Source organism: Calyptranema fuscum S582 (assembly GCF_055793305.1).
The window spans coordinates 20,884-46,590 of record NZ_JBSLYH010000004.1; the positions used below are offsets into that span (position 1 = coordinate 20,884).

General features: G+C 47.5%; 23 protein-coding genes. 11 read left to right on the forward strand and 12 right to left on the reverse strand.

From position 1 onward, the window contains the following. Positions 1-7: 7 nt before the first annotated feature. Complete coding sequence (locus tag ACR6Z4_RS04230; protein ID WP_479715978.1) at positions 8-340, reverse strand: HNH endonuclease; 333 nt, start codon at positions 338-340, stop codon at positions 8-10. Between the two features lie 176 nt (positions 341-516). Then, positions 517-1,545 (reverse strand): phosphoribosylformylglycinamidine cyclo-ligase, encoded by a 1,029-nt coding sequence (gene purM, locus ACR6Z4_RS04235; RefSeq protein WP_479716129.1) that lies wholly within the window; start codon positions 1,543-1,545, stop codon positions 517-519. 704 nt (positions 1,546-2,249) lie between these two features. On the opposite strand from purM, the gene ACR6Z4_RS04240 reads away from it, so the two are divergent. From ACR6Z4_RS04240 to ACR6Z4_RS04255, 4 genes are all read left to right on the forward strand, one after another. After that, positions 2,250-3,002, forward strand: coding sequence for a ParA family protein (locus ACR6Z4_RS04240; RefSeq protein WP_479715979.1), 753 nt, complete (start codon positions 2,250-2,252; stop codon positions 3,000-3,002). A 190-nt stretch (positions 3,003-3,192) separates the two neighbouring features. Further along, on the forward strand, positions 3,193-3,900 hold the full coding sequence (locus ACR6Z4_RS04245; protein ID WP_479715980.1) for a hypothetical protein: 708 nt from the start codon (positions 3,193-3,195) through the stop codon (positions 3,898-3,900). Beyond that, a complete protein-coding gene (locus ACR6Z4_RS04250) occupies positions 3,900-4,799 on the forward strand; it encodes a DMT family transporter (protein ID WP_479715981.1) in 900 nt (299 codons plus the stop codon). Before ACR6Z4_RS04245 ends, ACR6Z4_RS04250 begins: the two co-directional genes overlap by 1 nt. Positions 4,800-4,855: 56 nt before the next feature. Beyond that, positions 4,856-5,911: a homogentisate phytyltransferase gene (locus tag ACR6Z4_RS04255; RefSeq protein WP_479715982.1), complete on the forward strand. Its 1,056-nt coding sequence runs from the start codon at positions 4,856-4,858 to the stop codon at positions 5,909-5,911. Positions 5,912-5,926: 15 nt separating this feature from the next. Here the strand turns inward: ACR6Z4_RS04255 and ACR6Z4_RS04260 are convergent, their stop codons facing one another. The 3 genes from ACR6Z4_RS04260 to ACR6Z4_RS04270 form a co-directional block, all read right to left on the reverse strand. Then, complete coding sequence (locus ACR6Z4_RS04260; RefSeq protein ID WP_479715983.1) at positions 5,927-6,667, reverse strand: pyridoxamine 5'-phosphate oxidase family protein; 741 nt, start codon at positions 6,665-6,667, stop codon at positions 5,927-5,929. 77 nt (positions 6,668-6,744) lie between these two features. Next, positions 6,745-7,221, reverse strand: coding sequence for a GNAT family N-acetyltransferase (locus ACR6Z4_RS04265; protein WP_479715984.1), 477 nt, complete (start codon positions 7,219-7,221; stop codon positions 6,745-6,747). Between the two features lie 352 nt (positions 7,222-7,573). Continuing rightward, complete coding sequence (locus ACR6Z4_RS04270; protein ID WP_479715985.1) at positions 7,574-7,867, reverse strand: antibiotic biosynthesis monooxygenase family protein; 294 nt, start codon at positions 7,865-7,867, stop codon at positions 7,574-7,576. A gap of 110 nt (positions 7,868-7,977) precedes the next feature. Here ACR6Z4_RS04270 and pdxR point away from each other — a divergent pair, with 110 nt between their 5' ends. Together pdxR and ACR6Z4_RS04280 are read left to right on the forward strand one after the other, a co-directional pair. After that, the gene (gene pdxR / locus ACR6Z4_RS04275; RefSeq protein WP_479715986.1) at positions 7,978-9,477 is read left to right on the forward strand and encodes a MocR-like pyridoxine biosynthesis transcription factor PdxR; all 1,500 of its coding nucleotides are present in this window, start codon (positions 7,978-7,980) and stop codon (positions 9,475-9,477) included. Between the two features lie 179 nt (positions 9,478-9,656). Further along, positions 9,657-10,604, forward strand: a complete 948-nt coding sequence (locus tag ACR6Z4_RS04280; protein ID WP_479715987.1) for a bifunctional helix-turn-helix transcriptional regulator/GNAT family N-acetyltransferase — start codon at positions 9,657-9,659, stop codon at positions 10,602-10,604. A gap of 52 nt (positions 10,605-10,656) precedes the next feature. On the opposite strand, the gene ACR6Z4_RS04285 is transcribed toward ACR6Z4_RS04280, so the two are convergent. The 3 genes from ACR6Z4_RS04285 to ACR6Z4_RS04295 form a co-directional block, all read right to left on the reverse strand. Continuing rightward, positions 10,657-12,015 (reverse strand): glycosyltransferase, encoded by a 1,359-nt coding sequence (locus ACR6Z4_RS04285; protein WP_479715988.1) that lies wholly within the window; start codon positions 12,013-12,015, stop codon positions 10,657-10,659. A gap of 134 nt (positions 12,016-12,149) precedes the next feature. Continuing rightward, entirely contained in the window at positions 12,150-12,362 is a 213-nt protein-coding gene (locus ACR6Z4_RS04290) for a hypothetical protein (protein ID WP_479715989.1), read from the reverse strand. A gap of 230 nt (positions 12,363-12,592) precedes the next feature. Further along, on the reverse strand, positions 12,593-13,570 hold the full coding sequence (locus tag ACR6Z4_RS04295) for a CHAD domain-containing protein (RefSeq protein WP_479715990.1): 978 nt from the start codon (positions 13,568-13,570) through the stop codon (positions 12,593-12,595). Between the two features lie 817 nt (positions 13,571-14,387). Between ACR6Z4_RS04295 and ACR6Z4_RS04300 the strand changes: the two genes are divergently transcribed. Continuing rightward, positions 14,388-16,202, forward strand: a complete 1,815-nt coding sequence (locus ACR6Z4_RS04300) for a tetratricopeptide repeat protein (protein ID WP_479715991.1) — start codon at positions 14,388-14,390, stop codon at positions 16,200-16,202. A 271-nt stretch (positions 16,203-16,473) separates the two neighbouring features. On the opposite strand, the gene ACR6Z4_RS04305 is transcribed toward ACR6Z4_RS04300, so the two are convergent. Then, positions 16,474-16,809 (reverse strand): ArsR/SmtB family transcription factor, encoded by a 336-nt coding sequence (locus tag ACR6Z4_RS04305; RefSeq protein WP_479715992.1) that lies wholly within the window; start codon positions 16,807-16,809, stop codon positions 16,474-16,476. Positions 16,810-17,279: 470 nt separating this feature from the next. Here ACR6Z4_RS04305 and trxA point away from each other — a divergent pair, with 470 nt between their 5' ends. From trxA to ACR6Z4_RS04320, 3 genes are all read left to right on the forward strand, one after another. Next, positions 17,280-17,636, forward strand: a complete 357-nt coding sequence (gene trxA, locus ACR6Z4_RS04310; protein WP_479715993.1) for a thioredoxin — start codon at positions 17,280-17,282, stop codon at positions 17,634-17,636. Positions 17,637-17,825: 189 nt separating this feature from the next. Continuing rightward, positions 17,826-18,929: an alkene reductase gene (locus ACR6Z4_RS04315; protein ID WP_479715994.1), complete on the forward strand. Its 1,104-nt coding sequence runs from the start codon at positions 17,826-17,828 to the stop codon at positions 18,927-18,929. 216 nt (positions 18,930-19,145) lie between these two features. Next, complete coding sequence (locus ACR6Z4_RS04320) at positions 19,146-20,348, forward strand: GNAT family N-acetyltransferase (protein WP_479715995.1); 1,203 nt, start codon at positions 19,146-19,148, stop codon at positions 20,346-20,348. 58 nt (positions 20,349-20,406) lie between these two features. On the opposite strand, the gene ACR6Z4_RS04325 is transcribed toward ACR6Z4_RS04320, so the two are convergent. The 3 genes from ACR6Z4_RS04325 to psbO form a co-directional block, all read right to left on the reverse strand. Further along, the gene (locus ACR6Z4_RS04325; protein WP_479715996.1) at positions 20,407-21,183 is read right to left on the reverse strand and encodes an RNA polymerase sigma factor SigF; all 777 of its coding nucleotides are present in this window, start codon (positions 21,181-21,183) and stop codon (positions 20,407-20,409) included. A 992-nt stretch (positions 21,184-22,175) separates the two neighbouring features. Further along, entirely contained in the window at positions 22,176-23,366 is a 1,191-nt protein-coding gene (locus ACR6Z4_RS04330) for a pentapeptide repeat-containing protein (protein ID WP_479715997.1), read from the reverse strand. 625 nt (positions 23,367-23,991) lie between these two features. Then, entirely contained in the window at positions 23,992-24,816 is an 825-nt protein-coding gene (gene psbO, locus ACR6Z4_RS04335) for a photosystem II manganese-stabilizing polypeptide (protein ID WP_479715998.1), read from the reverse strand. 407 nt (positions 24,817-25,223) lie between these two features. Here psbO and ACR6Z4_RS04340 point away from each other — a divergent pair, with 407 nt between their 5' ends. Then, positions 25,224-25,574, forward strand: coding sequence for a hypothetical protein (locus tag ACR6Z4_RS04340; protein ID WP_479715999.1), 351 nt, complete (start codon positions 25,224-25,226; stop codon positions 25,572-25,574). Positions 25,575-25,707 lie beyond the last annotated feature (133 nt).

The window sequence follows — 25,707 nt, forward strand, 5'->3', positions numbered from 1 at the left end:
AACGGAGTTATGAAAGATATCGAATCGGGTTTTGACCCGCTTCAGCAAACTCAATCCAATTAATTAGTGTTGTGCCAATGTATTGAACATGAGTCAGTTGGATGTCATACCGCCCTTCTCGCTCAGCGGGCTGCACACCCGCATGATTGGCAATATACAAAGTGTTGGTATTCGTCTCATCGTTGCGATGGTAAACAATCACCCGATCCACAGGGCGGTTGGGGTCAAGATTCCATTGCCCCGTTGAGCCTGTGTTGTCTTCCTTGAGAAAAAAGTGTAGTCCATGGGTGAAAACCGCTATCACCTTTTCATCCGGTTTCATCAAGTCACGAGCTTTCACAAACGACTCCTATAGATAAAAATCCTGGGTGCATCGTCAGACGACAGGTTAGAAACTTGCATGAAAATAAAATGTCAGTAGTGCGTTGCGGTTAGCGCCTAACACACCCTACGAATGGGGGACATTATTAGCTGGCAAATTCCTTAGCGATCGCGTACCTTTCGTCTCTAGCACAATTACAACCCATTCAGCTCTAAGGTGCCCACACCCGGAATTACTTCACCGATCGCCCAGGCAGATAGCTCTTGGGTCGCAAACCACTGGATCGTCTGGTCTGCCTGACTGGGTGGCACCAATAACACAAAGCCAATCCCCATATTAAAGGTATTGAACATTTCAATGGCTTGTACTGATCCCTGGGTTGCCAACCAGTCAAAAATTGGCAGACCTGACCAGGCTTTGATATCTACCTGGATCGATTGACCATCCCCCAAACAACGGGGCAAATTTTCGGGTAAGCCACCGCCTGTGATGTGTGCCATTGCATGAATCTCTAGCCCTGCTTTGCGAGCGGCTAAGACCGATGAGACATAAATTTGGGTGGGAGTCAGCAATACCTCACCCAGGCTTTTGCCGTTGAGGGCAGCGGGACAGTCATCAAGAGTATGGTTGGAAATGTCCAAGATTTTGCGAACCAGACTAAAGCCGTTGCTATGAATGCCCTGACTGGCTAACCCGATCGCCACATCACCAATATTGACCTGCGACCCATCCAAAATGGCGGATTTCTCGACAATGCCGACACAAAAGCCAGCCAGATCATATTCCCCCGGTTGATAAAATCCAGGCATCTCAGCTGTTTCTCCGCCCAATAAGGCACAACCCGCTTGACGACAGCCTTCACTGATCCCCGATACCACCTGGGTGAGCTGGTCTTGATTGAGTTTTCCTGTGGCTAAATAGTCCAGGAAAAACAGCGGCTCTGCCCCACAGGTGAGAACATCATTGACACACATGGCAACCAGATCAATCCCAACGGTGTCATGGCGATCGCACTGGTGAGCCAACTTCAGTTTTGTGCCCACACCATCTGTGCCCGACACCAGCACAGGTTCCCGATAGCCGGTTGGCAATTGAAACAATCCGCTAAAGCCACCCAGACCCCCCAACACTTCAGGGCGACGAGTACTTTCGACCAGACTGCGAATGCGCTTAACAAAATCGCGCCCTGCTTCAACATCTACGCCCGCTTCCCGATAATCCATCCAACATCCTTCATTCAATACCGTCATTGAGATTCAAATCAATTTGTTTGGGAAAGGCTCGCTCCGCGAGCCTTTCCCAAACAATCAACGCCAGCTCTAAAACATCACCCAGACGTTGACCTGACTGCATCAGGGTCTGAAGTTGAAGATCAACCTTAAGGATCGTGGATTAAATAAGATCGAATATTGAGTCGTTTGGAGGGGCGAACGGCCGTTCGCCCGTACAACACATCACCGGAGTTATTTAATTCCCATTCCTAAGAGGGTGTTTTAAAAGTCCTGCTGTTGGTAGCAATCTGTTTCAGATCCCCCTAAATTCCCCTTAAAAAGGGGGACTTTAGAACCAGTTCCCCCCTTTTTACTAGCGCAGCGGCGCGAATGCGCGGGGGCTAGGGGGGATCAGCCGGTGTCAAAAATCACAGCCAACCACTTTTCAAACATCCTCTAAGATTTCACGTTCACGTTCAAACCTGAATCGAAACACGTCAGACTGCTGCCCCATTCATCGGTCATCGCTCACCACAAATGGAAAGAAGTCTACTGTAGACTATAGATTTTGGATCGCAAGCTGTCTAATGTAAACTTTTTGCAATGTAGTTTATAAGTATAACAACCTAATCCTTCTTAAAGAGACTGTCTGCCCCGGTTTGGGTTTGGAGTCTTCTTTGCAGCTGGTATAGCCGGTAAAACCCATATCACAACCTATGATTACTGCGATCGCAAACCAAAAAGGTGGTGTTGCCAAAACCACGTCTACCATTGCTTTGGGCGGACTCTTGGCAGAAGAGGGGTCTTGCTTATTGATTGACCTCGATCCCCAAGGCAATTTGACAACTGGAATGGGAATTGAGCTGGAACCGGATCAGCCCACGCTTTATGACGTATTAGCCGGACAAGCCAGCGTTAAAGATGCGATCGTAAAAACCGCGTTTGATTTAAGTGTGCTGCCGTCAACGATTGCCTTGGCACAAGCAGAACGAGAATTAGTCAGCCCAGAAGAGAAATTTTTCATCCTCAAAGAGAAGCTGAAGACCGTGCGTCGATCGTTCGAACATATTTTGATCGACTGTCCACCCAACATGGGTGTGCTGACGGCAAATGCCCTGTGTGCTGCCAATACGCTGATTATTCCGGTGCAATGTCAGTTTTTTGCCCTGAAAGGCCTGGAAGGACTGTTACAAACCATCGAAACGATCAAAAAGCAGCTCAATCCCCGTTTGAAAGTGTTGGGAGTGCTGCCAACAATGGCAGAAACCAATACGTTGATGACACAAGATGTATTGAAGATGCTGAAGGCTCAGGTCGAGGGGATTAAGGTGTTTAATCCGGTACCAAAATCAGTAAAGTTCCCAGAATCGAACCTGGCAGGCAAACCAATCCATTTCTATTGCGGTGAATGGCGCTTGGTTCAGCCCTATCGGGAAGTTGCCAGAGAGCTAATTATTATGCGGGAGTAATTTAGTCACAGTGTTGTGGCGCAGCTCCGCTGCGCCACAACAAAACTGACAAATTTATTGGATTGCCCGTCCCCCAGAAAAGATCACGGTTTTTTGTAAACAGCTGAGGAACTAACCCAGGCATGGGATAGTCGTTGCTCCTACTTTGTCCGTGAGCTGGACAGTCGTTTCACGGCTCATTCACAGCTCATTGACTCAGTTAATACGGTTTGCAACGATTCGCATCGGTTTGATTATGGCAATGAATCAATGGTTGGTTTGGGTCAACCAGAGTTTGCCTCAGCGGACTCCGCTATCTACCCACTTCGTCTTACGGATTGTCGGTCTGGTGATCTTGGGCAGTTATCTGGCAGCGTGCGATCGCCTTTCAGGGGTACTGCCCGATCGCGCACCCAATGCCGATGCAACCGCAGCAGCTAATTCACCCGATTCCGGTTCACCAACCACTTCAGCGGGTGTTAGCGTGGCGACGTTAGCAGATGCAGAAAACTATTTGGTATGCAGTCAGCCGTTACTCAATCAGGTGAACAGCGAAGATCTAGGATATTGTTTTGCCTTTCGTAAACGTGGCGATCGCCTTGCAGGATACTATTACGACACAAAAACGTTTGGAGAAGTGGGGCTGTGCCTCACCGGGACGTTGAGCCAGAATAAGCTAGAGGGGCAGGGAGTTGAGTTTATTGGCAATATCGGGCGACAGCAGCCTCCCCCCGGTTCAGACGGGCAAGAGTTGGTAAATTGGGACCCCGGTAGCCACCTCAAGGTTGCCCAGGCAGAAGTGTTACGCGCTTCCGAAACAACCGGAGAAGAAGTTCGCTATAACCAGGCTGTGCTAAACTTCAACCACTTCTATCGTCATCCGGATATGGAAAATGCGGTATCGGCTCGCTGTCAGTGATGATGCTATCTAATTTTCGGGGTGAGCTGGCAGCCTTGGGGGCTGCACTGATCTGGGCGATCGCTTCTTATGTCTACATCCATCTGGGCAAACAGTTGTCGCCGATGGTGTTAAACCTGACTAAAAGTAGCATTGCGATCGCCCTGACGTTGCTGGCACTGGGATTGTTGGGCGATTTTGCGCCCCAGATGAGTTCTCAAGCGTTGTTGCTATTGCTGGTTAGTGGGGCGATCGGCATTGGCTTGGGCGATACGGTTTTCTTTGAAGCGTTGAATTGTTTGGGATCTCGACGGGCGCTTTTATTGGAATCATTGGCTCCGCCGCTAACGGCACTGATGGCACTGATTTTTTTACAGGAAATGCTATCTTCGACGGCATGGTTAGGGATCGCCCTGACGGTTATAGGGGTTGCCTGGGTGGTGGTAGAACGGGCACCCGATGCAGTGCAGCACTATCTGCAACCCTGGCGCGGCATCGGCTTTGGCCTGGTCGCAGCCCTCTGTCAAGCCAGCGGTTCGGTGATGTCCAGGGCAGCTCTGGCAGACACACTGGTCAGCCCCTTATGGAGTACGCTGATTCGCCTGGTGGCTGGGGTTGGCATTCTGGCATTGTGGATGGTAGCTAAACCCCAGACCTGGACAGAATTTCGAGTGTTGCGATCGCCTCGTTTGCTGGGTATCCTGACCGTCGCGTCGTTTGCCAGCACTTTCCTAGCAATTTTGTTGCAACAAACGGCGATTAAATATACAGCCGCTGGAATTGCTCAATCGTTGAGTGCTACCAGCCCCCTTTTTGTGATTGCGATCGCCCTGGGGTTGCGTGAATCCGTCAGTATCAGAGCCATTCTTGGAGTTTTTATTGCGTTAGGCGGCATCTGGTTGCTATTTCAGGGACAATAGACCTTTTACCCACCGATCGTGGTTTGAGCCATATTGAATCGCTAAAAATTAGCCCTATGAGTCAGAGTTCTCCACCCCAGCATCCAATTTTAACGCCTCAGTCAGCCCCAGCTAACTTAATACAAAAACGCTTTCCTGGGTTATATGCCTTCTGGAAGTTTTCACGACCCCACACCATTTTTGGTACGAGTCTAAGTGTTTTGGGATTGTTTGTGATTGCGATCAGTCGTCCAGAGGGTGCAGAAACTGTGCAGTGGGCTTTGCCTGCAATGCCAGCTTTGAATTTACCGGCTGGTATCTTGCCCTTGTTGGCACTCCTGGCGTGTTTGTGCGGCAACATTTATATCGTCGGGCTAAATCAACTGGAAGATGTCGGCATTGATCGCATTAATAAACCCCATTTGCCCTTAGCATCCGGTGAATTTTCGCGTCCACAAGCCCAGCTGATTGTTGGAATTACTGGCATTTTGGCACTCTTGATCGCGGCATCCCAGAGCTATTTTTTGATGGCAATGGTAACAATCAGCCTGGTGTTAGGCACAGCATATTCATTGCCCCCCCTGCGACTCAAACGATTTCCCTTTTGGGCATCTTTCTGCATTTTTACAGTGCGGGGAATTATTGTTAATTTAGGATTATTTTTACATTTCCAACACGTCCTCTCGATCAAACAAATTGGGTTAGAACCGATTCAATGGCAAACGGTGGCAATTCCACCCGTGGTCTGGGCACTAACCGCTTTTATTTTAATTTTTACGCTGGCGATCGCTCTGTTCAAAGATATTCCAGACTTAGAAGGCGATCGCCATTACAACATCAACACCCTTACCGTACGACTGGGACAAAAGGCAATTTTCCGGCTCACTCAGGTGATCTTGATTAGCTGCTATCTGGGCATGATCGTCGCAGGGTTTTATCTCACCTCGATTTACAAACCCCTGTGGATTGGGATTCACCTGATTGCAGTCGTCACCTTTTGGTTGCTGAGTTTGCGCGTGAATTTAACCGAAAAACGGGCGATCGCCAAATTCTACCAATTCATCTGGAAGCTATTTTTTCTGGAATATGTGATCGTACCTGCGGCTTGCTGGTTGCAATCGGTTGTGAAGTAAATGGATAGACGTGAACTATGTCGCGATCGCACCTCTGGTGTAATGCTGCACATAGTCAGGAATTTCCAGATTGGGCATCAGGTCGGGGTCGGCAATGGGTGGCATTGCCGTGACTCGTAAGGGAATTTCTCCTGCCCAAACAGGGAAAGAATAATCGGCTTCATCGTCGTGGGGCGACCCCGATCGAATTTTGGCAGACGCTTCATTGAGCGGTAGGGAAAGAACCAGGGTTCCTAAAATTTCCTGGCGCGTCGGCAATCGTACCTCTGACCACCGACCCGGAATCACATGTTCAGTAAAAGCTTGCAAGGCTGCCATTTTTTCAGCCATATCATCCACGACTGTTGCCGTGCCAAAGACAACTACTGAGCGATAGTTCATCGAATGTGAAAACGCCGATCGTGCCAATACTAATCCGTCAATTAGCGTTACCGTGACACAGACATCGATCCCTTGTTTCAGCGTGCGCAACATCCGACTCGCAGGCGAACCATGAATATACAGGCGATCGCCCACTCTACCGTAAGCCGTCGGAATCACAAACGGTTGTTGATCCATCACAAACCCAATATGACAGACCAACCCTTCATCTAAAATCGCGTCAATCACTTCTCGTTGATATTGCCCCCGATCAGGAAGACGCTTAATCTGAATCCGAGGCGTCACTGCGATCGCATCTGAAGTCGTATCTGAAGTCGCATCTGAAGTTGTTATTTGAGGCGTAGGCTGCATGGCTAGCTCCGAGATGGGAATCATAGATTTTCCAGATTAAAAATACGTTGGCGATGTAGAGCAGGAGGCGTCATACTTTACCCTTCATCGGCAGTTTTTTTCTATAAATCGAGGCGCATCGTATTACTTTCTTCAAACCCTAATTGGGTGTAAATGGGTTTTCCCATGCGAGATGCATTGAGCACGGCATGGCTACAGCCAATCGCTCGTAAATGGGCGATCGCCGTTTCCGTCAGTTGCGTTGCAATGCCCTGACGACGATAGTCAGGCTCCACATACACGCCCCAGATATAGCCATACTGGCGATAAGCAGGAGTAAGAATATTGGGATACAGTCCGGTATAAATTTGGCAACTGCTAGACCCAACCACTTGCCCCTCTACCTCTGCCACAAACGACGCAAAAGCCAGATCTCGACGTGCCTGCTGGATAAACTGATGCGAAATATCAAGCCAGTCTGGGCGAATGGCATCGGCTGGAACATCCAAATCTCGCCACATTTGATAAAAATGTTGGGCAATTAAGGCGTCTTCGTCAGGCGTTGCCGTTCTAATGTGCACTGCTGTAGCCGTCTGCATGAGTCATATGCTGAGTTCCACAATTACCAGCTTAATAGAGATTATTGGACTGGTTCAATAGCCAATTTCACATCAAAGCACCAGTCCAATTTTCCGTTAGTGTTTGGGAGGGCGACGGCTCTGCCGTCGCCCTCCCAAACAGAACGATAGGCTCATGCATTTGTGGATATTACGTGTGAATAATTCTAAAAAAGTCATGATTTTGTGTGGCGCGGGCAATGCCCGCGCCACACAAAATCATGACATAAATACCACCAGTGCTTTGTCAAGTATTTTCTGACGGGTGATGTGCCGCGCGAAGCGCGGCACATCACCCGTTTTAACCGTCAATTTTTAATTGACAGACCACGACCTACGTGTGAATTAAATGATAGTGTTCCACTGTGGGAAACGGATCGTAGAAGTGATGAAGCAGCTGTCGCCATTCTTGATAGCGAGGCGATTGGCGAAAGCCAACGGTATGATCTGCCAATGTTTTCCAATGAACCAGGAGAATATATTGGTCAGACTTTTCGATGCATTTGTGCAACTCATGGGAAAGATATCCCGGCATCGACGCAATAATAGGGGCAGCGTCTTGAAATGCGGCTTCAAATGAGGTGGACTGCCCCGGTTTCACCTGAAGAATGGCAACTTCTAAGATCATGAATCATTCTCAACGACTTCTCAACCCGTCAGGATAGTGCAGGCGAGCCTGCACCCTCCACAATCATGACCTTAATCCCATCCTCGTCATCGCTGTAACCAAAGTTGAGTATGGATTTCGCTATTGTCCTCGATCGCCACTCGCCTCAGCCCTTGCACCAACAGCTTTATGATGCCTTGCGGCAGTCGATTTTAAGTGGACGGTTGTCACCCCGCCAACGACTACCATCAACGCGATCGCTGGCTGATTCGTTAGGAATTTCTCGGACAACTGTCACGCAAAGCTATGAGCAATTGTTAAGTGAAGGTTATTTAGAAACAAACGTCGGTTCTGGCACCTATGTTTGCGCTCAACTCCCCGATGATTTATTGCGATCGACACCGATTCCATCAATTCCTAAAAAGGTTCCCACTGGCGTCCAACTATCAACCTACGGAACGGGACTTTCTAAGACTTTTTTTACGCTATTACCTGAACCCGAGATACGCATTAGCTTTCGCTATGGTAGACCGGCTCTCAGTCATTTTCCCATGAATATCTGGCGCAAGCTCTTGTCGCGCCATTGTCGAGAAACACATGATTGGTTGGACTATGCCCGCGATTTTCAGGGGTATCGACCCCTGCGACAGGCGATCGCCCGTCATATTGCCCGTGCCCGTGCCGTCCAGTGTGATCCAGATCAAATTGTGCTGACCAATGGCACCCAACAAGCATTGGACTTAGCCATGCGCTTACTGATCAATCCAGGAGATGCGATCGCCATCGAAAATCCCGGTTATCTCAGTGCCCGACGCATTTTTTTAAGCCACCATGCCCGGTTGGTTCCCATCTCTGTAGATGCGTCTGGGTTAGTCGTGAGTCAGTTGATCACCCAATCCCAACCGCTCAAACTCGTCTACGTTACCCCGTCTCACCAATTTCCTACCGGCGCAATTCTCTCGCTACCTCGCCGATTGGAACTGCTGGCATGGGCACACCAGACAGGTGCATTAATTTTAGAAGACGATTACGACAGCGAATATCGCTATGGGGTGCGCGGCACGTCTCAACATGAAAATCGCCCCATCCCAGCCCTTCAGGGACTCGATCAACACCATTCGGTGCTGTATATGGGCACGTTTTCTAAGGTTCTCTTTCCGTCGTTGCGGATTGGCTATCTGGTATTGCCCCCCCATCTGGTGTCTCTGTTTGCCCATGCCAAATGGTTAAGCGATCGCCAGTTGCCAACCCTGGAACAGCGAGTCTTGACCGACTTTATCGAAGACGGCTATTTGGAAAGTCATATTCGTAAAATGCGATCGCACTACGACCAAAATTGTCAGACCTTAGTGCAAGCACTCAACACTTACATAGGAGATACCGCCACCATTTTGGGTGAAACTGCTGGAATTCATATTATGGTGCGATTTCATACTACTCTCAGCGATGAGGCGATCGTGCAAAAAGCAGCCCAATTGGGAATAGGATTGATGCCAGCCAAACCCCACTACTTAGACCCTTGCGATCGCGGCGAATTCATTTTCGGCTATGCAGAACTAACAGAAACCCAGATCCAGGAAGGCATCTATCAATTAGCACAAATTGTGTATAGCAGTACGCATCAGGGTTAAGACGGGATGCAGGGGTGAAACCCGTTCACAACGGATTGAGGATCGCTCTATTTTATAGCGCCAGATAGTTAAGAAGAACAGGGTTAGCATGTCTTTCAAAAGCAACGCAATCTGCATCAGATAACTGAAAGGGGTAATTCGTGATATACCTGTAGACAATTACGTAACTAACTACACATATGGATTTTTACACTCAAGTTGGCAAAATGGCTTTGGGTAGTCGTCTACGTCGCCTTAGCGAAAAGTTTACGGATGAGGCAGCGCAAATCTATGCCCTGTATGATGTTGCCCTTGATCCCAAATGGTTCCCCGTCTTCTATGTTCTCTGCCATCAGGAGGAAGCATCGGTAACAGAAATCGCTCAGACTATCGGGCATTCGCATCCGTCGGTCAGCCAAATTGTCAAAGAAATGACTCAAAAAGGATTGACGACAACGGACAAGAGTGCGCAAGATGGCAGGGTTAGCGTTGTCAAACTATCAGATGCCGGAAAGCAACTCATTCCCAAGTTGGCAACCCAATGCAGAGACGTGACGCAGGCGTTAGAAGACCTGTTATCTGATAGTCAATATGATTTGTGGAACGCGATCGCAGAGATTGAGTTTTTGCTAACTCAAACCAGCTTTTTTGAACGGGTGGCAGACATCCACAAACAGCGGCAACAGCAACAGGTTGAAATTATTGACTATACCCCTGAGTTTCAACATGATTTCAAACGATTAAATTGTGAATGGATTCAACACTACTTTCAACTAGAGGAAAGCGACTATCAATCGCTCAATCACCCAGATGACAAGATCTTGAAACCCGGTGGACATATTTATATGGCGCGGTATCAGGGCGAAATTGTCGGCACCTGTGCTTTGATTAAGCTATCGCCGGAACGTTATGAACTCGCCAAGATGGCAGTGACGGCAAGCGCTAGGGGTAAAGGAGTGGGTTGGCTATTGGGACAGGCAGCCCTGGCAAAAGCGCGTGAATTAGGGGCAAAAACCGTTTATTTAGAAAGCAATACGGTTTTAGAACCTGCAATTCGGCTCTATCAAAAATTAAGGTTTCAGCGAGTGACCGGACACTCCTCTACCTATGAACGGTGCAATATTCAAATGGAATGTCAGTTGAGCTAAAGCGAACGGCTCCTATTGAGCCAGCGATCAACTACAATTTGGTCGAGTTTTCTCATACCGCTAACTGTCGGTAAATTTCGGCTAAATCGTCTGCCTGTTGGCGAACGGTACGAACGGATTGAATGCCAGCTCGCAAACGATCGAGCAACTCTCTGTTTTGTGCCAGAGTGGCGATCGCCTGTGTCCAACCGGCAACATCTTGGGGTTCTACGAGCCAGCCATTTTTGCCATGCTTGACTAATTCAGCAATGCCTCCCAAATTAGACCCAATCACTGGAATACCTAAAGCATGGGCTTCTAACACCACCAGGGGACCTGCTTCAAGCCATTGCGAGGGGACAACCAGCACATCAAACTGGGGCAGGATTTCAGCAATATCGGCTCTCGATAGAGGCGGCTCAATCCGAAACCGAGCATCATCGGCAACTTGCTGCACAGTTTGCTTGCGATAGGTTTCGCCTTGTTTAATCCCATAAATCGTCAGTTCTACCGGCACCTCAGGAGGTAGTTGTTGAATCGCTTCGACCAAAATATGAATCCCTTTATTCGGGTCCCATCGACCCAAATACACCAGTTTGAGAGGGGCAAGCGGCGATCGCGAAGGCTGTGGTGAAGCCTGCAATGTTTCGGCAACGCCACAGCGACTTAAGATCAGTTTTTCTTTGGGAATGCCATTAATCAATAACGCATCGTACAACCATTGGCAGACTGCAATAATCCGATCTGCCACCTCAAACATTTGCCATAGCTTTTGTTGACGCTGGGCAATGTAATTGGGCACAACCAGCGATCGCAATAACGCTCCGGCGATCGCCTTCATCCCCGGCTGAGGCGATTGCATAGGATTTGCCCAGACTTGAGCACTAGGCGGTAGTTCAATCCGATTGATGAGCGGCTGAGGTAACTGGCTGATCGCCTCAACGAACCCTTTGGGAAACATCGACGGCACACCACAACACCGACTGCACCGAGTGTGATCAATGTTGCCATCACAGGTGGTCTGTCCCTCCCACATCAACGTACCACGCTGGCAGATGGGACTTGGATCATGGATGGTAATCACCGTGGCTAAACCCAACGCTTTCGCCACTCGAAGATGCTCCAACCCACACCGCCCCGTCCAATGGTGCTGGTGATAAACATCGGCTTGCTTTGACATCAGCCATCGTTTGAAATAGTCGATGCCGGGAGGTGGGAAGTCATCAACCTGCTTCCACTCTTTTGGCATGGGATAGCGATAAACAGACACCCCATTATGGTGATAGGTTTGGTCTTGCTTCCCCGATCCGGGTGCAATTACATCGCTATCGATCCCAAATTTACTTAACCAGGGGATAACATCATTCAGGTTGACTTGAATGCCACCACAGTTATCAGGAAAATAGCGAACAACAGACTGGATCACTTTCATACTGAAATCGATGCTAAAAATCCGAACGCTTGTTCAGATGGTTTTTCAAAACGCCACTTAACCGACGATTTATCCTGTGACTGAAGGCTACGGTACAGAAGTGCTAGGGTGCGATCGCGACTCGTATCCTCGCATTACACAGGTTTGCTGAAGATTTCAGACTGAGTTAATAATGCGATCGCCCATAGCAAACATACAGGTTTACCTACCCTAACCCGGACAATTCCAGTATTCTTGACGCTCAGTAGTGTTTCAAATCTGTTGTTAATTTTTTGGGAAGGTGCGCGGCGCGCACCTTCCCAAAAAATTAACAACAGATCCAGGACATCACCTGACGCTCCAATCATCCTTTAACACCACACGACTACTTCCGTAGAAAAGAGTAACCTACTATTAAGCCAGGAGCACCATCAGAGAATGCTTGAAACGTCCTACACCAGGGAAAGCAACCCGTTTCAGGCATCCCCTAATCCCCACACATTCGCATCGCCGCGCTGCCAAACATAAACTTCCGGTCGAGCATGGCTGAAAAGCACATTAGGTAAAGCTCTTGATTTCTACGTTTATAGCAAACGACTCACGAGCCTATCTCTAACAGCATGTGGTGCAATTGTTGATGAAACGTCGGTTCTAGATACTTCTGTCGAGTCGTCTCCCAGTCCGACAATGCCTGATTTTGTTGCTTGTGAATAATGTTTTCTAGCTCTGGCAAACGCGTTGCTGCCGGTAACTCTTCAGCCAGGGAATGGAGCAACACCTGCCCATCCTGCACAAGCCCTAAATTCTCCTGAATAGCCTTAATTTCTTCTAGCCAGGTTGAAAACTCCTCACCATAAAACTGGGCAAAAAACTCTGCCTGATAACGCACATGTTTGCTGACTTTTCGTAGATCATGCAACATGACACTATTCTGGTCTGACAGATTATGGGTTGAAATCAGCCACCCCGAATGGAGCAATAGCGACGATAGCAACGGACTCAAAAGCGAGGGGATAAGAGGCAATAACAACTGTTGTGCCAGTGGTTTGTAGTCAGGATGGCTTAACCAGGCGTTGTAAGTTGTCTTGAGATTTCGATATTTCGTCCGTTTTAGCGTGTACTCAACCCCAGCGAAAGCTTTTCGTCGCCGTTTTGCTAACGTAGCCAGCACAGAGTCAAGTGTCGCTTGTTCAGACTTACTCAGCTGAGGATAATAGCGAGTTTTCAAAACATCGATTTGTACATCCAAATCGCGTAATTTACCCAGAACTTTGGCGATCGCCCCGACGTGTTTGACGCCAGCAGCCTTAGGCAAATCGATCGCACACTCAAAAACTTGTAACGCAGTCCGCAGACGACGTGTCCCAACCCTCATCTGGTGTAAATGTTCGGGATCTTTGTCCGCTAAAACCCGCCGTTCTTGCTTGATAATCCGATGATACTGTTCATGAATCACCTGATGAGCATAGTCCCCCAGGGTCAGAGACATAATTAGCTCTGGCTTTACTACCGCTTTCCCTTTCGAAACCTGGTGAGTCGTCGTTTTGGCACCACGATGGGATGAACTCTTTTCCATGTTTAACGAAATGTTCGGTTAACTCAATATAGCGCCCATATTGGAAGGATAGAAAGTCCAATATTAGAGCCGTAAAAACATCCAACTCCCTAACATCAACCCGATGGGACTACTACAGTTTTACATTCTATAGCAGTCCTAAATGAGTTGTCCGATCAGCAGCTTGTGAGAGGCGCACCCCTTTGAGGTGCGCCTCTCACAAGCCATTAGCGCATAATGCTTACACCTGGCATCACTCTTGTACTGAGCCAAGCCACTCTTGTACTGAGCTAGGAAGGATGATTGGATGTATCTTTTATTCTCTTGCGATCTATAAATTCCGAACTCCGTAATTTCCTGTACTCCGGATTTACAAGCGCTTGATTGCGTAATACTGAATCATTAATCTCCGTAAAATTCCGGATTCTTTCAAAAGAAAGCGAAAAGTTTCACCTAATCTTGACTCAATTTATAGTCAGCTTTATCGAAAGGTGGGGAATACTGGAGAGTGTAGATTGGTAACAGCGTGTGATTGCACGAATAAGTTCAAAGACGGCAATTTCCTTGGCTATGGCTAGATACCGATAGTTACTGAAGCATTAATTACTTAATAACTGTCATTCTGTTTGGATATCAGGGTTTAGCTTCTTCGTAAACTCCTCTCAAATCGTTCAATTAATGGATGAATAACAGCACCAAAACAGCTAGAACAAACTATCGGGAATCCCTTTTTTAAGACGTTTACCCTTTTTCGTTTGTTCTTAATGGATCGGTCTAACGTTAGACACCAGGATTGGATAGTTCTCAGAGGATACTCTTCACATTTACATCTGCCTTTATGTTAGGAAAAACCGTTGGTGGACGATACCAGATCATACGGTACCTGGGCGGAGGAGGGTTTGGTCGCACCTTCCTCGCTGAGGACTGGCATCTTCCTGGAAAACCTCAGGTAGTTGTCAAGCAACTCAAGCCTCAAGTCTCTGAGGAGAAGACCTTAACGATTGCACGCCGGTTGTTTAACCAGGAAGCCGAAGTCTTATATACATTAGGCAATCACAACCAAATTCCCAAGCTGTTTGCCCACTTTGAAGAGCTTCAGGAATTCTATCTGGTTCAAGAATTTGTTGAAGGTACCGTTCTCAGCCGAGAAATGAAACGGGGTACCTGTTTTGATGAGGATCAGGTGATCACTCTCTTGCTCGACATTTTGACGACGCTAGAATTCGTCCATGAGCAAAAGGTAATTCACCGAGACATTAAACCGTCCAATTTGATTCGCCGCAGTAGCGATCAAAAAGTTGTATTAATTGATTTTGGTGCAGTCAAGCAAATCGGTGGCATTCCCCCTCAAGATTTTGAGGGAGAGTCAAGCATCACGATTGCAGTAGGGTCTTGTGGCTACATGCCCAACGAACAACTTGCCGGAAAACCTCGCTACAGTAGCGATATTTATGCCATTGGCATGGTCGGATTACGAGCCTTAACAGGTCTCTATCCCAGTCAGTTGCCCGACAACCCTAGAACTGGGGAAATTCTTTGGCGTGATAAAGCTCAAATGAGTTCGGAATTTGCGGACATCTTAGACAAGATGATTCGCTATGACTATCGCCAACGTTATCAATCCGCAGCAGAGGCATTGGCTGCCCTCCGAAGTATCGCCCCCGTCAACCATGCCACCGTGATCATGCCGACCTTTAAGGACATGAGACTGGATGGACACTTAGTCTGGATAGAACGGGGCGATGAGTTGTTTAACCAACAGCGCTATCGAGAAGCGATCGCTTGCTACGATAAAGCGATTCAAGCGGTTCCACAAGATTATTTAATTTGGTTTAAGCGCAGCATGGCGCTAGAAAACATGCAGGCTTATGAAGAAGCCATTGAGTCCTACGATCGGGTGATTCAGATCCAGCCGGATGATTATCTGGCATGGTTTAAGCGTGGTAAAGCCTTGGAGAATATCCAGCGCTATGACGATGCAGTGCAATCGTATGACAAGGTGATCCAGATTCAACCCGATAACTATTGGGCATGGCATGACCGGGGAAGAGTGTTAGAGCATTCCCAACGCTTCCAAGATGCCGTTAATTCTTACGATCGGGCAGTACAACTGAAGCCAGATTTTAAGCTGGCGTCCGACAGTCGCAAGCGTGTGTTAAGCCAACTGAAACAGGTCGATGAACTGTACGAGTTACAGCACTATGAAGAAGCGATCGCCTCATGCGATCGCACCATTGCCGATCAACCTCACGATACGCTGGCATGGTTAATGCGAGGCATGGCATTAGAAAAGTTGCACCACTATGAAGGAGCGATCGAGTCATATAACCACGTTGTCCAGATCCAACCAGATGACCACCTTGCCTGGTTCAAGCGAGCCACTTTACTGGAACAGCTGAAACGCTATAAAGAAGCCGTACTGTCATACAACAAAGTGGTTCAAATCCAACCAGAAAACTACTGGGCATGGAATGATCGAGGCAGAGTGTTGGAAACGCTGAAAAAATATGAAGCGGCTCTGGTGTCTTACGATAAAGCCGTGCAGCTAAAGCCAGATTTTCGCGCAGCCTCAGAAGGACGACAACGAGTGTTGCGCTACCTCAAACAGGGTTACGCCCAAACCAGAGTACCCGTGATGAAAACTCGCGTATAAGTTGTTGAGAGAGAGCCGCGCAGAGCGCGGCTCTCTCTCAACAACCGGAATCTATCTGGGCGCAAAGCGCTACCCACCAATTAAAGGATCTTTACAAAATTAAAACCCACGACTTTTTTGGAAGAGTGCGGCTCCGCCGTACTCTTCCAAAAAACTTATTCAAGTTATTTTTGTGAGAATCTTAACGTGTCTGTGGATCAGATGATGTTTGAGAATCGTGCTTCGCATAGCTCTCAAACATCATCTGACCTATTTTGTTTTTAAAGCATGGTTAATCTGTTGAATTGAGGGCATTGTCGGATACCGAATTTTGACAGGCTAGCCGATTAAAACTGCTGAAACAGTCGCTTAATAGCTCTAGATTGAGCGAGTTATATTTCGTTTGCCCATCTTTGCGAATTTGAATTAGCCCTGCTTCCGCTAACGTCTTGGAGTGATGACAGAAGAGTGCAAGACTAATTCCTGCTTGACTTGCAACCTCCGATCCACTCATTTCTCCTTGTTCAGCCAGCATTTCTACAATTCGTAAACGAGTGGGGTCAGCAAGGGCTGCAAAAATCTTTGCTCGTTGCTCAGTATCAAGACGAGGAGACACAGATAAAGACATAGGTCATACCAGAGATGGCAATAACCAAAGTTGGTCATACCAAAAGTACAGTCTTCTCCATTCTACCCCTGAACAGCCCTGCTTAAATAGTTAAATAAGTACTTGACTTTCAAGACAGGTCTCATCTATCATCATAGTTAAATGGTTGCTTGAGTGTTTATCTTTCTTCTGGATTGAAGCGGCATAAACTTAGGGTATAGCCTCATCACGTTGAGTTGGATAACAAAATTCACTACAGTTTTGCTCGCAGTAACCTGAACGCTGATCGATATGAACCGTACTCGACTGGGTTGTGTTGCATAGGTTGTATTTCAAATATGTTTTTTTGAACCGCTTACGCCGTGAACGGTTCAAAAAACCTCTCCCTATCTAGAACACCACCCCACACTTCCACTGAATTGATTTATCTCTGGTTGCACACCGTGCCCTCCGGTGACAGCCCAACTTATCCTTTACGGAGGTATTTCACGATGTCTGACAAACCAATCACCCTCACCAATGACAATTTTGAACAGGTTGTGCTCAACAGTTCAGTTCCTGTCGTGGTTGACTTTTGGGCACCTTGGTGTGGTCCCTGCCGTGTCGTAGGACCGATGGTGGAGTCGCTGGCAGAAGAATTTGCTGGGCTCGCCACTATCAGCAAATTAAACATTGACGATTACGATCGCATTGCAACGGAGTACCACATCCAAGCTATTCCCACCCTGCTTTTCTTCCAAAATGGTCGAGTGGTTGACCAGGTTACCGGAGTTACCCCTAAAGCGACGCTGGTCAATAAGCTAACGGCTTTATTGGCTGATCACAATGCGGTCAGTCAGGTCGCTTAGAAGTTCGAACTGCTGGATTTTCGCGCCTGAGGGCGCGAAAATCCAGGTTTTAAGGGACTAACCACAATGTTGCAGATTGCGAAGATAGTGTTGCCTGTGACGCTTCCGGTTTCATCGACAACCATATGCGGGCGTTGACCATGCGCAAATCTGCTATTCATCTTGTTCTTCTAGAAGGCTATAAACTTTATGACACCTAATTTGCATCTTCTTTCTCCGGTTAAGCTCGGAGCGTACGATTTACCCAACCGTCTGGTGATGGCTCCTTTGACTCGTAATCGAGCCAGTGCTGGCTTCGTCCCGACTGACTTAAACGCTACGTACTATGCCCAACGGGCTTCAGCAGGGTTAATTGTGACAGAAGCATCGCAAATTATGCCCCAAGGAATGGGGTATCCCGATACACCAGGCATTTATTCGCCTGAACAGGTGGCTGGTTGGCAGTTGGTCACCAATGCTGTGCATCAGAATGGAGGACGCATTTTTCTGCAACTTTGGCATGTTGGACGGATTTCTCACCCGTCTTTGCAACCCGATGGTGCGTTGCCTGTGGCTCCTAGTGCGATCGCCCCTGAAGGGATGGCAAGTACGTATACCGGAATGCAACCGTTTGTGACGCCGCGCGCCTTAGAAACGGTAGAAATTCCTATGATTGTTGAGCATTATCGCTTAGCGGCGCAAAACGCTCTGGCGGCGGGGTTTGATGGCGTAGAGATTCACGGGGCGAATGGCTATCTCATCGATCAATTTTTGCGGGATGGCTCCAACCATCGCACGGATGAATATGGTGGTTCCGTTGAAAATCGAGCACGGTTCTTGTTGGCAGTGGTCGAAGCTGTAGTAGGGGTATGGGGAGGCGATCGCGTCGGTCTGCGCCTTTCTCCCAGCGGCACGTTCAACGATATGAATGATTCCGACCCCGGCGCAATTTTCGACTATGTTGCCAATGCGCTGAATCCCTTTGGACTAGCTTATCTGCACATTATTGAGCCACGACAAGATGGCACATCGCACGAATCGGCAATGCATTTGACCGCACGGCATTTTCGGTCTCTGTTCCATGGCACGATTATTTCAGCCGGTGGCTATGACCGAGAATTAGGAGATGCCGCGATCGCCGCTGGAGATGCAGATCTGATTGCTTATGGTCGCTGGTTTATCTCCAATCCAGACTTACCCCAACGATTTGCCCTTAACGTTCCATTGAATGAATACGATCGCTCTACCTTTTATGGTGGAGATGAGAAAGGCTACATCGACTATCCAACGCTCGAACTGGCATCTGTGAGCTAACCATTCTCACTGGCGTAAAGTACATGTTGTTGAGAGAGAGCCGCGCGGAGCGCGGCTCTCTCTCAACAACTATCCAGGCGCAAAGCGCGATGTAGACGTTTCTGATTTGAACTATGAAATTTGGTGTGGGTGCCGCGCGAAGCGCGGCACCCACACCAAATTTCATAGCTGGATTCAGCAATGCCAAAATGTATAAGATCCATCAACTATCTACTAATGCAAGCCAAACGCATCACCCCAGATTTAGAATACAGTGCCCTAACCGATGCCACAGAAGCAGCACAACTCAGTAAACTACTGGCGCAATGTTTTATTACCCCTGCTCAGCAAGAAGACCAATATCTGCATCACATTGGACTTGAAAATTTTCGGGTGATGCGTCGTCACGGCAAAATGGTGGGTGCCTTGTCCATTGTTCCCATGGGTCAATGGTGGCAGGGGCGATCGGTACCCATGGGCGGTATTGCATCGGTTGGCATTGCGCCAGAAGAACGCGGTTCTGGTGTGGCGATCGCGTTTATTCAGGCAGTGCTTGAAGAATTGTATGACCGAGAAACCCCGATTTCCGTCCTCTATCCGGCAGCCCAACAGCTTTATCGCAAAGCTGGATATGAACAAGGCGGGCACTATTGCGATTGGGAGATCGCACCCCACACGATTCAGATAAAAGAGCGATCGCTGCCGGTTGAACCGATTGATTTGAGCAATTTAAATACTGACGATATCTTTCTGCCCCTCTATCAGCAACACGCACAACACGAAAATGGCAATCTCGATCGCCATCCTGCTATCTGGAAAGGAATTTTCCAACCGCAGCGAGAGGAAGTTATTCATGCCTACCTTTTAGGTAGCACAACGCAACCTCAAGGCTACATCATCTTTTCTCAAGAGCGTACCCCCACAGGCTCTATCCTGACGGTTAAAGATTGGGTCGCCCTTACCCCTACCGCCAGTAAAGGGTTATGGTCATTCCTGGCAAATCATCGTTCTCAGGTGGATAAAGTGAAATGGCGAGGAGCCGCGATCGCCTCGCTTCCCCTGCTTTTACCTGAACAGACCGCCCATCTAAAGTTTGCTGAACGTTGGATGCTACGTCTGGTCAACGTTGCTCAAGCTTTAGAACAACGAGGCTACACCCCAGGACTGCAAGCAGAACTGCATCTAGACATCCAAGATGCCTTACTTCCCAGCAATAACGGTAAAGTTATCCTCACAGTTGCCAATGGCATCGGTGATGTAAAAAAGGGAGGCAAAGGTGAACTCAAAACAAGTGTGAGTGGCTTAGCACCCCTTTACAGCGGCTTATTTACACCTGACCAATTGCAACGATTGGGAATGCTTGATGCCACGCCTACAGCCCTGACAACGGCTCACCAGGTATTTAGCGGCATGTCCCCCTGGATGCCCGATTTCTTTTAAACAGAGATCCGACAATCACCACTGGCAAATAATGACTGAAGCATTAAGCGCTTAACGGTTAGTTATTAACTCCAACCATGGCTTTTTGCAGCAATTTTAAGCCTTTCTTGACTCTCCGAGAAACGGTTACCGCACTAATGCCTAAGCGCTCAGCCGTCTCTTTTTGAGTCAAATCATATAGAAAGACGAATTCCAAAACCTCGCGAGTCCGATTTTCTAGTTGCACCAAAGCCTGTTGTAAACGGATCTGGTCTTCCTGTGCCAATTGAAAACTACGATACTGGCTATCTGGAATTAAATCACCCAATGAGGTAGAGCCATCTTCCTCGTCTCTCATGGGTGCATCCAAGCTCAGAGGGGCGCGGTTGCGACAGGCTAGTTTGATCTCTTGCCACTCTTGCACAGAAATCTCTAAAGCGGTTGCGATTTCTGTATCTGAAGGAAACCGATGGAACTTTGCTTGAAACTCTCGAACGACGCCCGTTGCTTGATGCTGTAAGGCTTGCCAACGACGAGGAATTCTGACCGGCGACCCTTTGTCGCGTAGGTAGTGTTGAATTTCACCACGAATGTAGGGAATGGCAAATGAGCTAAACGCGTGACCCTTAGACATATCGAAGCGTTCAATCGCTCGGATCAGCCCCAAACTTCCAACTTGCAGCAAATCTTCGTAACTTTCTGTACATTGATTGACCCAGTGATGCGCTTCTTTTCGGACTAAGCCAAAGTTTAGCTGCACAAGTCGATTTCGGAGTTCAGGTGAAGGAGTTTTTTGGTACTCTCGCAACAACTGCAAGCTTTCACTTTTAAGTTCATTGGCTACTGGAGTATACATGACGAGATTTCAGGTAAAAACAGCAATTTCTAACAATTAAGTCCATCAAGCTCTTGCTTTCGGACGGTCGAAGAAGCAGTTCAGGCTACCAAACGGTACACCTGAGCGAGTAATTAAAGCCAATTCTGATCAAATTTCTGTTGATGCAAAAGCTCTCTATCCGAGCAGAGCGCAAGAGAACCCTATTTCCCAATGTTGTGCAGTTCCACTTGAGCAGATTAAACCCTGAGTTGCACATTAAAGCTATTCTTTTCGGCAAATGATTCACAACTGCATTTTTACTGAAACTATACAGAGTACAACTCGGTGTGAAATGCGTGTGGACTTGACACGGAGCAAGGTTAAACGAACTACACAAAAACGATAGCGCTGTCAAGATTAATGTAACAAGCTGCTTAATAGTAGATAATTTTACGGAGACAGAATAGCTGAACCTTGATTGAGACTTTACACGATTCGGATCGTATTCCTGGAGAATCTCTGGTTGAAGTGGCATGTTGTTACCTACCTAAGATCAATCGAGATCAAAACTGCTATAGCGTTCACAAATAATTAACAAATACGTAGAGGTTAGCCTGCACCCCCATGCATGAGTTTTACTACTAGACTCCGTTTCAATTCAAAATTGCTCACTCTATTAGAAAAGCCGGATGACAACCAGCGTGGTCTCTGGGTCTATCCCAGTTGTGAAACTTGAGATTATTTTTTTGGAATAAGTGTCCAAGTTATGTACTACGGATAAAACTAAGATCCTGATAGTACCTCACCACGGTTATTGCGGAAAAAACTCAGGCAAATCTTTGCGAAATGAAAGAAGGATTTCATGAAATCCTTACAAAAAATTTTCTCATCCGCTATATGTGGAACATAGATCAGCCTCCTGGTTCAGGTTGATGAATACGTCGTTTGAGATGCCGCCATCTCTATAGGAACGGGGCAATCTGAAACTATGGCTTGAGCCGACAGCTTTCCTGGGAGTACGGTCGCGCCTCTTATCTGCTATAGCCAACCGATGCTCGCTTTTGCTTCGCTTTTAAGCGATCGCGACGCTTACGGATTTCTGCGGCTGTTCGAGCCAAGGGAGAAATATACCCGCCAGTAGAATCGACTGAATGGGGCGATTCACCGTCCCCATAGATGTCACTGGGAATGCCACTATGAATGTCACTCAGTGGGTTGCTGGTATCGGCAGACGCATCGAAGTCCAGACTCATAGACGGCATATCAAAATCCGCCTCGATGGGAGGCATATCAGTATCTACAACGATCAAGGTGTTTTCGGTAATAGGGCGATTGGTGGGTAGGGAAGCAAGATCAGGTAAGGTGTCAGCATGAGTCTTGTAAACCAAGTTTTGCTGTCGTAACGATGTGTTAACTTGGCGCAGTTCTAACGCACGCTTTAAAACGTTGTACGCATCATCACGGGGGTGTTGCATACTTTTTTGCTCTTTAGGCAGTTTGGTAAACACAGCCCCTTGCTGGAGTAAATCAGCTTTAACGGTTTCAGATAAACCTGCATTGATGCCAAATCTGGCATCTTCGACGATGCAACTGCTTAGATCCGTATTACTCAGGTCTGTATCCCACAAATTGGTTGCGGTCAAATTAGCATTGCTCAAATCGACTCTACTGAGGTTAGCACCGCTCAAATTTGCACTGGAGAGATTCGTTCCCCATAAGTTAGCGCGTTTTAAGTTGGCATTTCTTAGATCGGCGTTTTGTAAAATTGCCCCTCTCAGGTCTGCGCCGCTTAAATCTGCACCGCTCAGGTTGGCATCTTTGAGGTTGGCACGGTGTAACACTGCGCCACTCAGATTGGCATCCCAGAGGGTAGCACCACTTAGGGTAGCACCACTCAAATCCGCGCCATTAAAAATCGCCCCGCTGAGTGTTGCGCTGTGAAGCATCACCCGCGTTAAGGTTGCTCCTCTGAGATCTGCCCCACTCAGGGTTGCCCCTCTGAGATCGGCTTTGCTAAGAATTGCACCTCGTAAGTCAGCGCCTCTAAGATTGGCATGTCTGAGATCGACTCCACTCAGGTCTGTTCCTCGTAAATCTCGATTGTGTAAGTCTGATGAGACGAGATTGGACGAGACCCCGAATGTAGGTTTTTGGCTGTTAGATTGCTGGGATGTCTTGATTTCGGAACTATTGATGTCTGAGGTTTGAGGCGAAGGCATCATGCTCGTTATCCTATCCTTAAAGTTGATTCTGGCGCACATCGGTGAGTCAGTCGTAGCCATACGAATTGACTGTGGACTTGATGCCCTGATCTGCAAAGGTTGAGGACAAGCTTACATAGCTAGAGTGACTCTGTATCAAAAAATACTGAGCAAACGAGGAACGGCTGACTAACCCTATGCTTGGAACGATTTTGGTAGATAGCCGATGACAGAAGCCTGATTATGGGTAGAAGACTTAGGTATTGAGCTTGCATCTGGAAGCTAACCCCAGTGGATTAGCCGTTATGCCGCTGTTCTTTTCATAGATTGGCATACCTTCTACACAGTGTAATTAATTTTCTACGTAGATTTACGAAAGAAAGATACGAAATGGGTGCTGTTTAAAGCCTGAATTAACGTGGGCTGTGAGTACGTAGCGCCACACTGTGAAGAAACGCCCATTGGCTTTAGTAAATTCGCCCAAATATATGGCGGTGTGCAAGTTCGTTAAATACAGAAACAGTGTGGTGGGGCGCTGCCCCACCACACCGTACTAAGTCAACCCACACAGCACTAGAAATTAAAAAGAGGAGGGCGATCGCCCTCCTCTTTAGAAAATTAGCTACTGAACAGCGAATTGGCTGATCTAAGCAGCAGATGGCTCGACACGGCCATAGAACAGACCACGGACTCTGACATCCATAGGTTCTTTACCGCCCATGTCGGTGTCAGATGGCTGAATGCTCTCAAACGTACCGGCAACTTCGCCAGTGGCGCTATTCACCTTGGAAATTTGCAGAGAGATTGAGCCCGTTCCGGTATCGAATCTCTTCATATTTTCCCGTGCCAGTTCCTCGTTATCCGTAGCAGGAAGACCGACTGCCGCACCATAACCTGTGGTTAAGCCCCGACCTTTAGGGTCAAGGAAATTGGAGGTTCTGTAGGAAGGAACTTTAAAGTTTCCTTCAAAATCGGTAGAGGTGTTAATACTATCTAGACCGGGTTGGGTGGTTGCAACTAATCCTTTAATGCTGAACAAGAAAGGAACCAGTTCGTTACCGGGAAGAAGTACGGTGATAGCCTGAAAATCGAAGCCATCTTCTTCATAGAAAGTTAGGCTACCGTCAGAGTTAGATGCCAATGTGCCGCTGACTTGATCGATCGTCGATGTTGCACGAGTCATCGGTTTACCAGCAACAAAGAGGGCTTGCTGGCGCTTGCTGGAGGGTTCTTCTTTAACAAAGAAGTTAACTGGTTCTAAGCACAAGTCTCTCAAAACGTAAGACTGTCCTTTTTCAAGAGGAATCGAACCTCGACTGGTTTCGCCAAGTTGGGGGCAAGTATTTGCCAGACCCGTACCTCTGATTTGTTCATAAGTAAGGGGTCCATCAGCACTTGGACCTTCACTACAAGCAGTAAGTACACCCAAGCATAGTGCCAAGAATGCAACGATAAGAGCGCGGTACCTCATGGTCAACCTCAATTCTGATGTGAAATATAAAAGATCCCTACCAATGTCATTTATTTCAATCTTAAAGATTTAGGCTTCTATTAATGGATCAAGTAAAGTAGCAATCTTCAAAATCTAATTTATCTATTCCGTCAGGTAGGATAGCTGGAAAAGGACTGCCAACTTTGCCTTCAAGTATGTCTGTAGGCGATAAATTTCCTCAGACGATACATTAACGACCTCTCCAAAGAAGCCTTTGCGAACTTATGCAAGATCACATATGAATTTTACAAGACCTTGTACCCTTGTTTTGACCTAAGAAATAAATTGCACTTGACGTAGGAAACGCTGAAAATTGTGTCTTGTCCAATATTTATGTCAAGTATTTTAGGTTAGGCTCTTAGCCAAGACGGGAGAATAGTAAGTCAATGAGTGATCAGGATAGTCGTCAGGATGTGTTGTGTCAGGAGTCTTTACCCCATGATTTGAGAGCGATCGCCCAACTGGTTAGAGACTCAGCAAACCTGCGCCAGGACAGCGATCGCGACCTATTGGCGCTTTTAAGAATGCTAGAGAATTTGCATCGTGAGATTCGAGATGGCTTGTTTCAAGATGCGTTGCCAGATAATCGTCAGGCACTCTATAAGCTGTTAAAAGACATTGAAACCGAGGGCGGATGGCCTTACATTCATCGCATGAGACTTCAGGCTTTTCTGGCAAATTTGCCTTTAGATCATCCTGAAGACGAACCTCAATCCCAAACTCAAGCCGATAATTAAGTTGAAAACGGCGTTGAATCCTCTCTAAATGGTGAATTCTTTGCTAAAAACCTGTCGGAGATTTGCTTAAATCCCTGCTCTTTAGGGAAAGCGTCACCCACAAACGGGAAATTTTCAAACTGGTGCCTTCTTG

Excerpts from the sequence above, each read along its gene's own strand:
- ACR6Z4_RS04285 (WP_479715988.1), bottom strand. The coding sequence starts at position 12,015 with ATGAAAGTGATCCAGTCTGTTGTTCGCTATTTTCCTGATAACTGTGGT.
- ACR6Z4_RS04255 (WP_479715982.1), top strand. The coding sequence starts at position 4,856 with ATGAGTCAGAGTTCTCCACCCCAGCATCCAATTTTAACGCCTCAGTCA.
- ACR6Z4_RS04300 (WP_479715991.1), top strand. The coding sequence starts at position 14,388 with ATGTTAGGAAAAACCGTTGGTGGACGATACCAGATCATACGGTACCTG.
- ACR6Z4_RS04295 (WP_479715990.1), bottom strand. The coding sequence starts at position 13,570 with ATGGAAAAGAGTTCATCCCATCGTGGTGCCAAAACGACGACTCACCAG.
- pdxR (WP_479715986.1), top strand. The coding sequence starts at position 7,978 with ATGGATTTCGCTATTGTCCTCGATCGCCACTCGCCTCAGCCCTTGCAC.
- ACR6Z4_RS04265 (WP_479715984.1), bottom strand. The coding sequence starts at position 7,221 with ATGCAGACGGCTACAGCAGTGCACATTAGAACGGCAACGCCTGACGAA.
- purM (WP_479716129.1), bottom strand. The coding sequence starts at position 1,545 with ATGGATTATCGGGAAGCGGGCGTAGATGTTGAAGCAGGGCGCGATTTT.
- ACR6Z4_RS04315 (WP_479715994.1), top strand. The coding sequence starts at position 17,826 with ATGACACCTAATTTGCATCTTCTTTCTCCGGTTAAGCTCGGAGCGTAC.
- ACR6Z4_RS04290 (WP_479715989.1), bottom strand. The coding sequence starts at position 12,362 with ATGATTGGAGCGTCAGGTGATGTCCTGGATCTGTTGTTAATTTTTTGG.
- ACR6Z4_RS04325 (WP_479715996.1), bottom strand. The coding sequence starts at position 21,183 with ATGTATACTCCAGTAGCCAATGAACTTAAAAGTGAAAGCTTGCAGTTG.
- ACR6Z4_RS04320 (WP_479715995.1), top strand. The coding sequence starts at position 19,146 with ATGCAAGCCAAACGCATCACCCCAGATTTAGAATACAGTGCCCTAACC.
- ACR6Z4_RS04305 (WP_479715992.1), bottom strand. The coding sequence starts at position 16,809 with ATGTCTTTATCTGTGTCTCCTCGTCTTGATACTGAGCAACGAGCAAAG.
- ACR6Z4_RS04270 (WP_479715985.1), bottom strand. The coding sequence starts at position 7,867 with ATGATCTTAGAAGTTGCCATTCTTCAGGTGAAACCGGGGCAGTCCACC.
- ACR6Z4_RS04330 (WP_479715997.1), bottom strand. The coding sequence starts at position 23,366 with ATGATGCCTTCGCCTCAAACCTCAGACATCAATAGTTCCGAAATCAAG.
- trxA (WP_479715993.1), top strand. The coding sequence starts at position 17,280 with ATGTCTGACAAACCAATCACCCTCACCAATGACAATTTTGAACAGGTT.
- ACR6Z4_RS04340 (WP_479715999.1), top strand. The coding sequence starts at position 25,224 with ATGAGTGATCAGGATAGTCGTCAGGATGTGTTGTGTCAGGAGTCTTTA.
- ACR6Z4_RS04260 (WP_479715983.1), bottom strand. The coding sequence starts at position 6,667 with ATGATTCCCATCTCGGAGCTAGCCATGCAGCCTACGCCTCAAATAACA.
- ACR6Z4_RS04240 (WP_479715979.1), top strand. The coding sequence starts at position 2,250 with ATGATTACTGCGATCGCAAACCAAAAAGGTGGTGTTGCCAAAACCACG.
- psbO (WP_479715998.1), bottom strand. The coding sequence starts at position 24,816 with ATGAGGTACCGCGCTCTTATCGTTGCATTCTTGGCACTATGCTTGGGT.
- ACR6Z4_RS04280 (WP_479715987.1), top strand. The coding sequence starts at position 9,657 with ATGGATTTTTACACTCAAGTTGGCAAAATGGCTTTGGGTAGTCGTCTA.
- ACR6Z4_RS04250 (WP_479715981.1), top strand. The coding sequence starts at position 3,900 with ATGATGCTATCTAATTTTCGGGGTGAGCTGGCAGCCTTGGGGGCTGCA.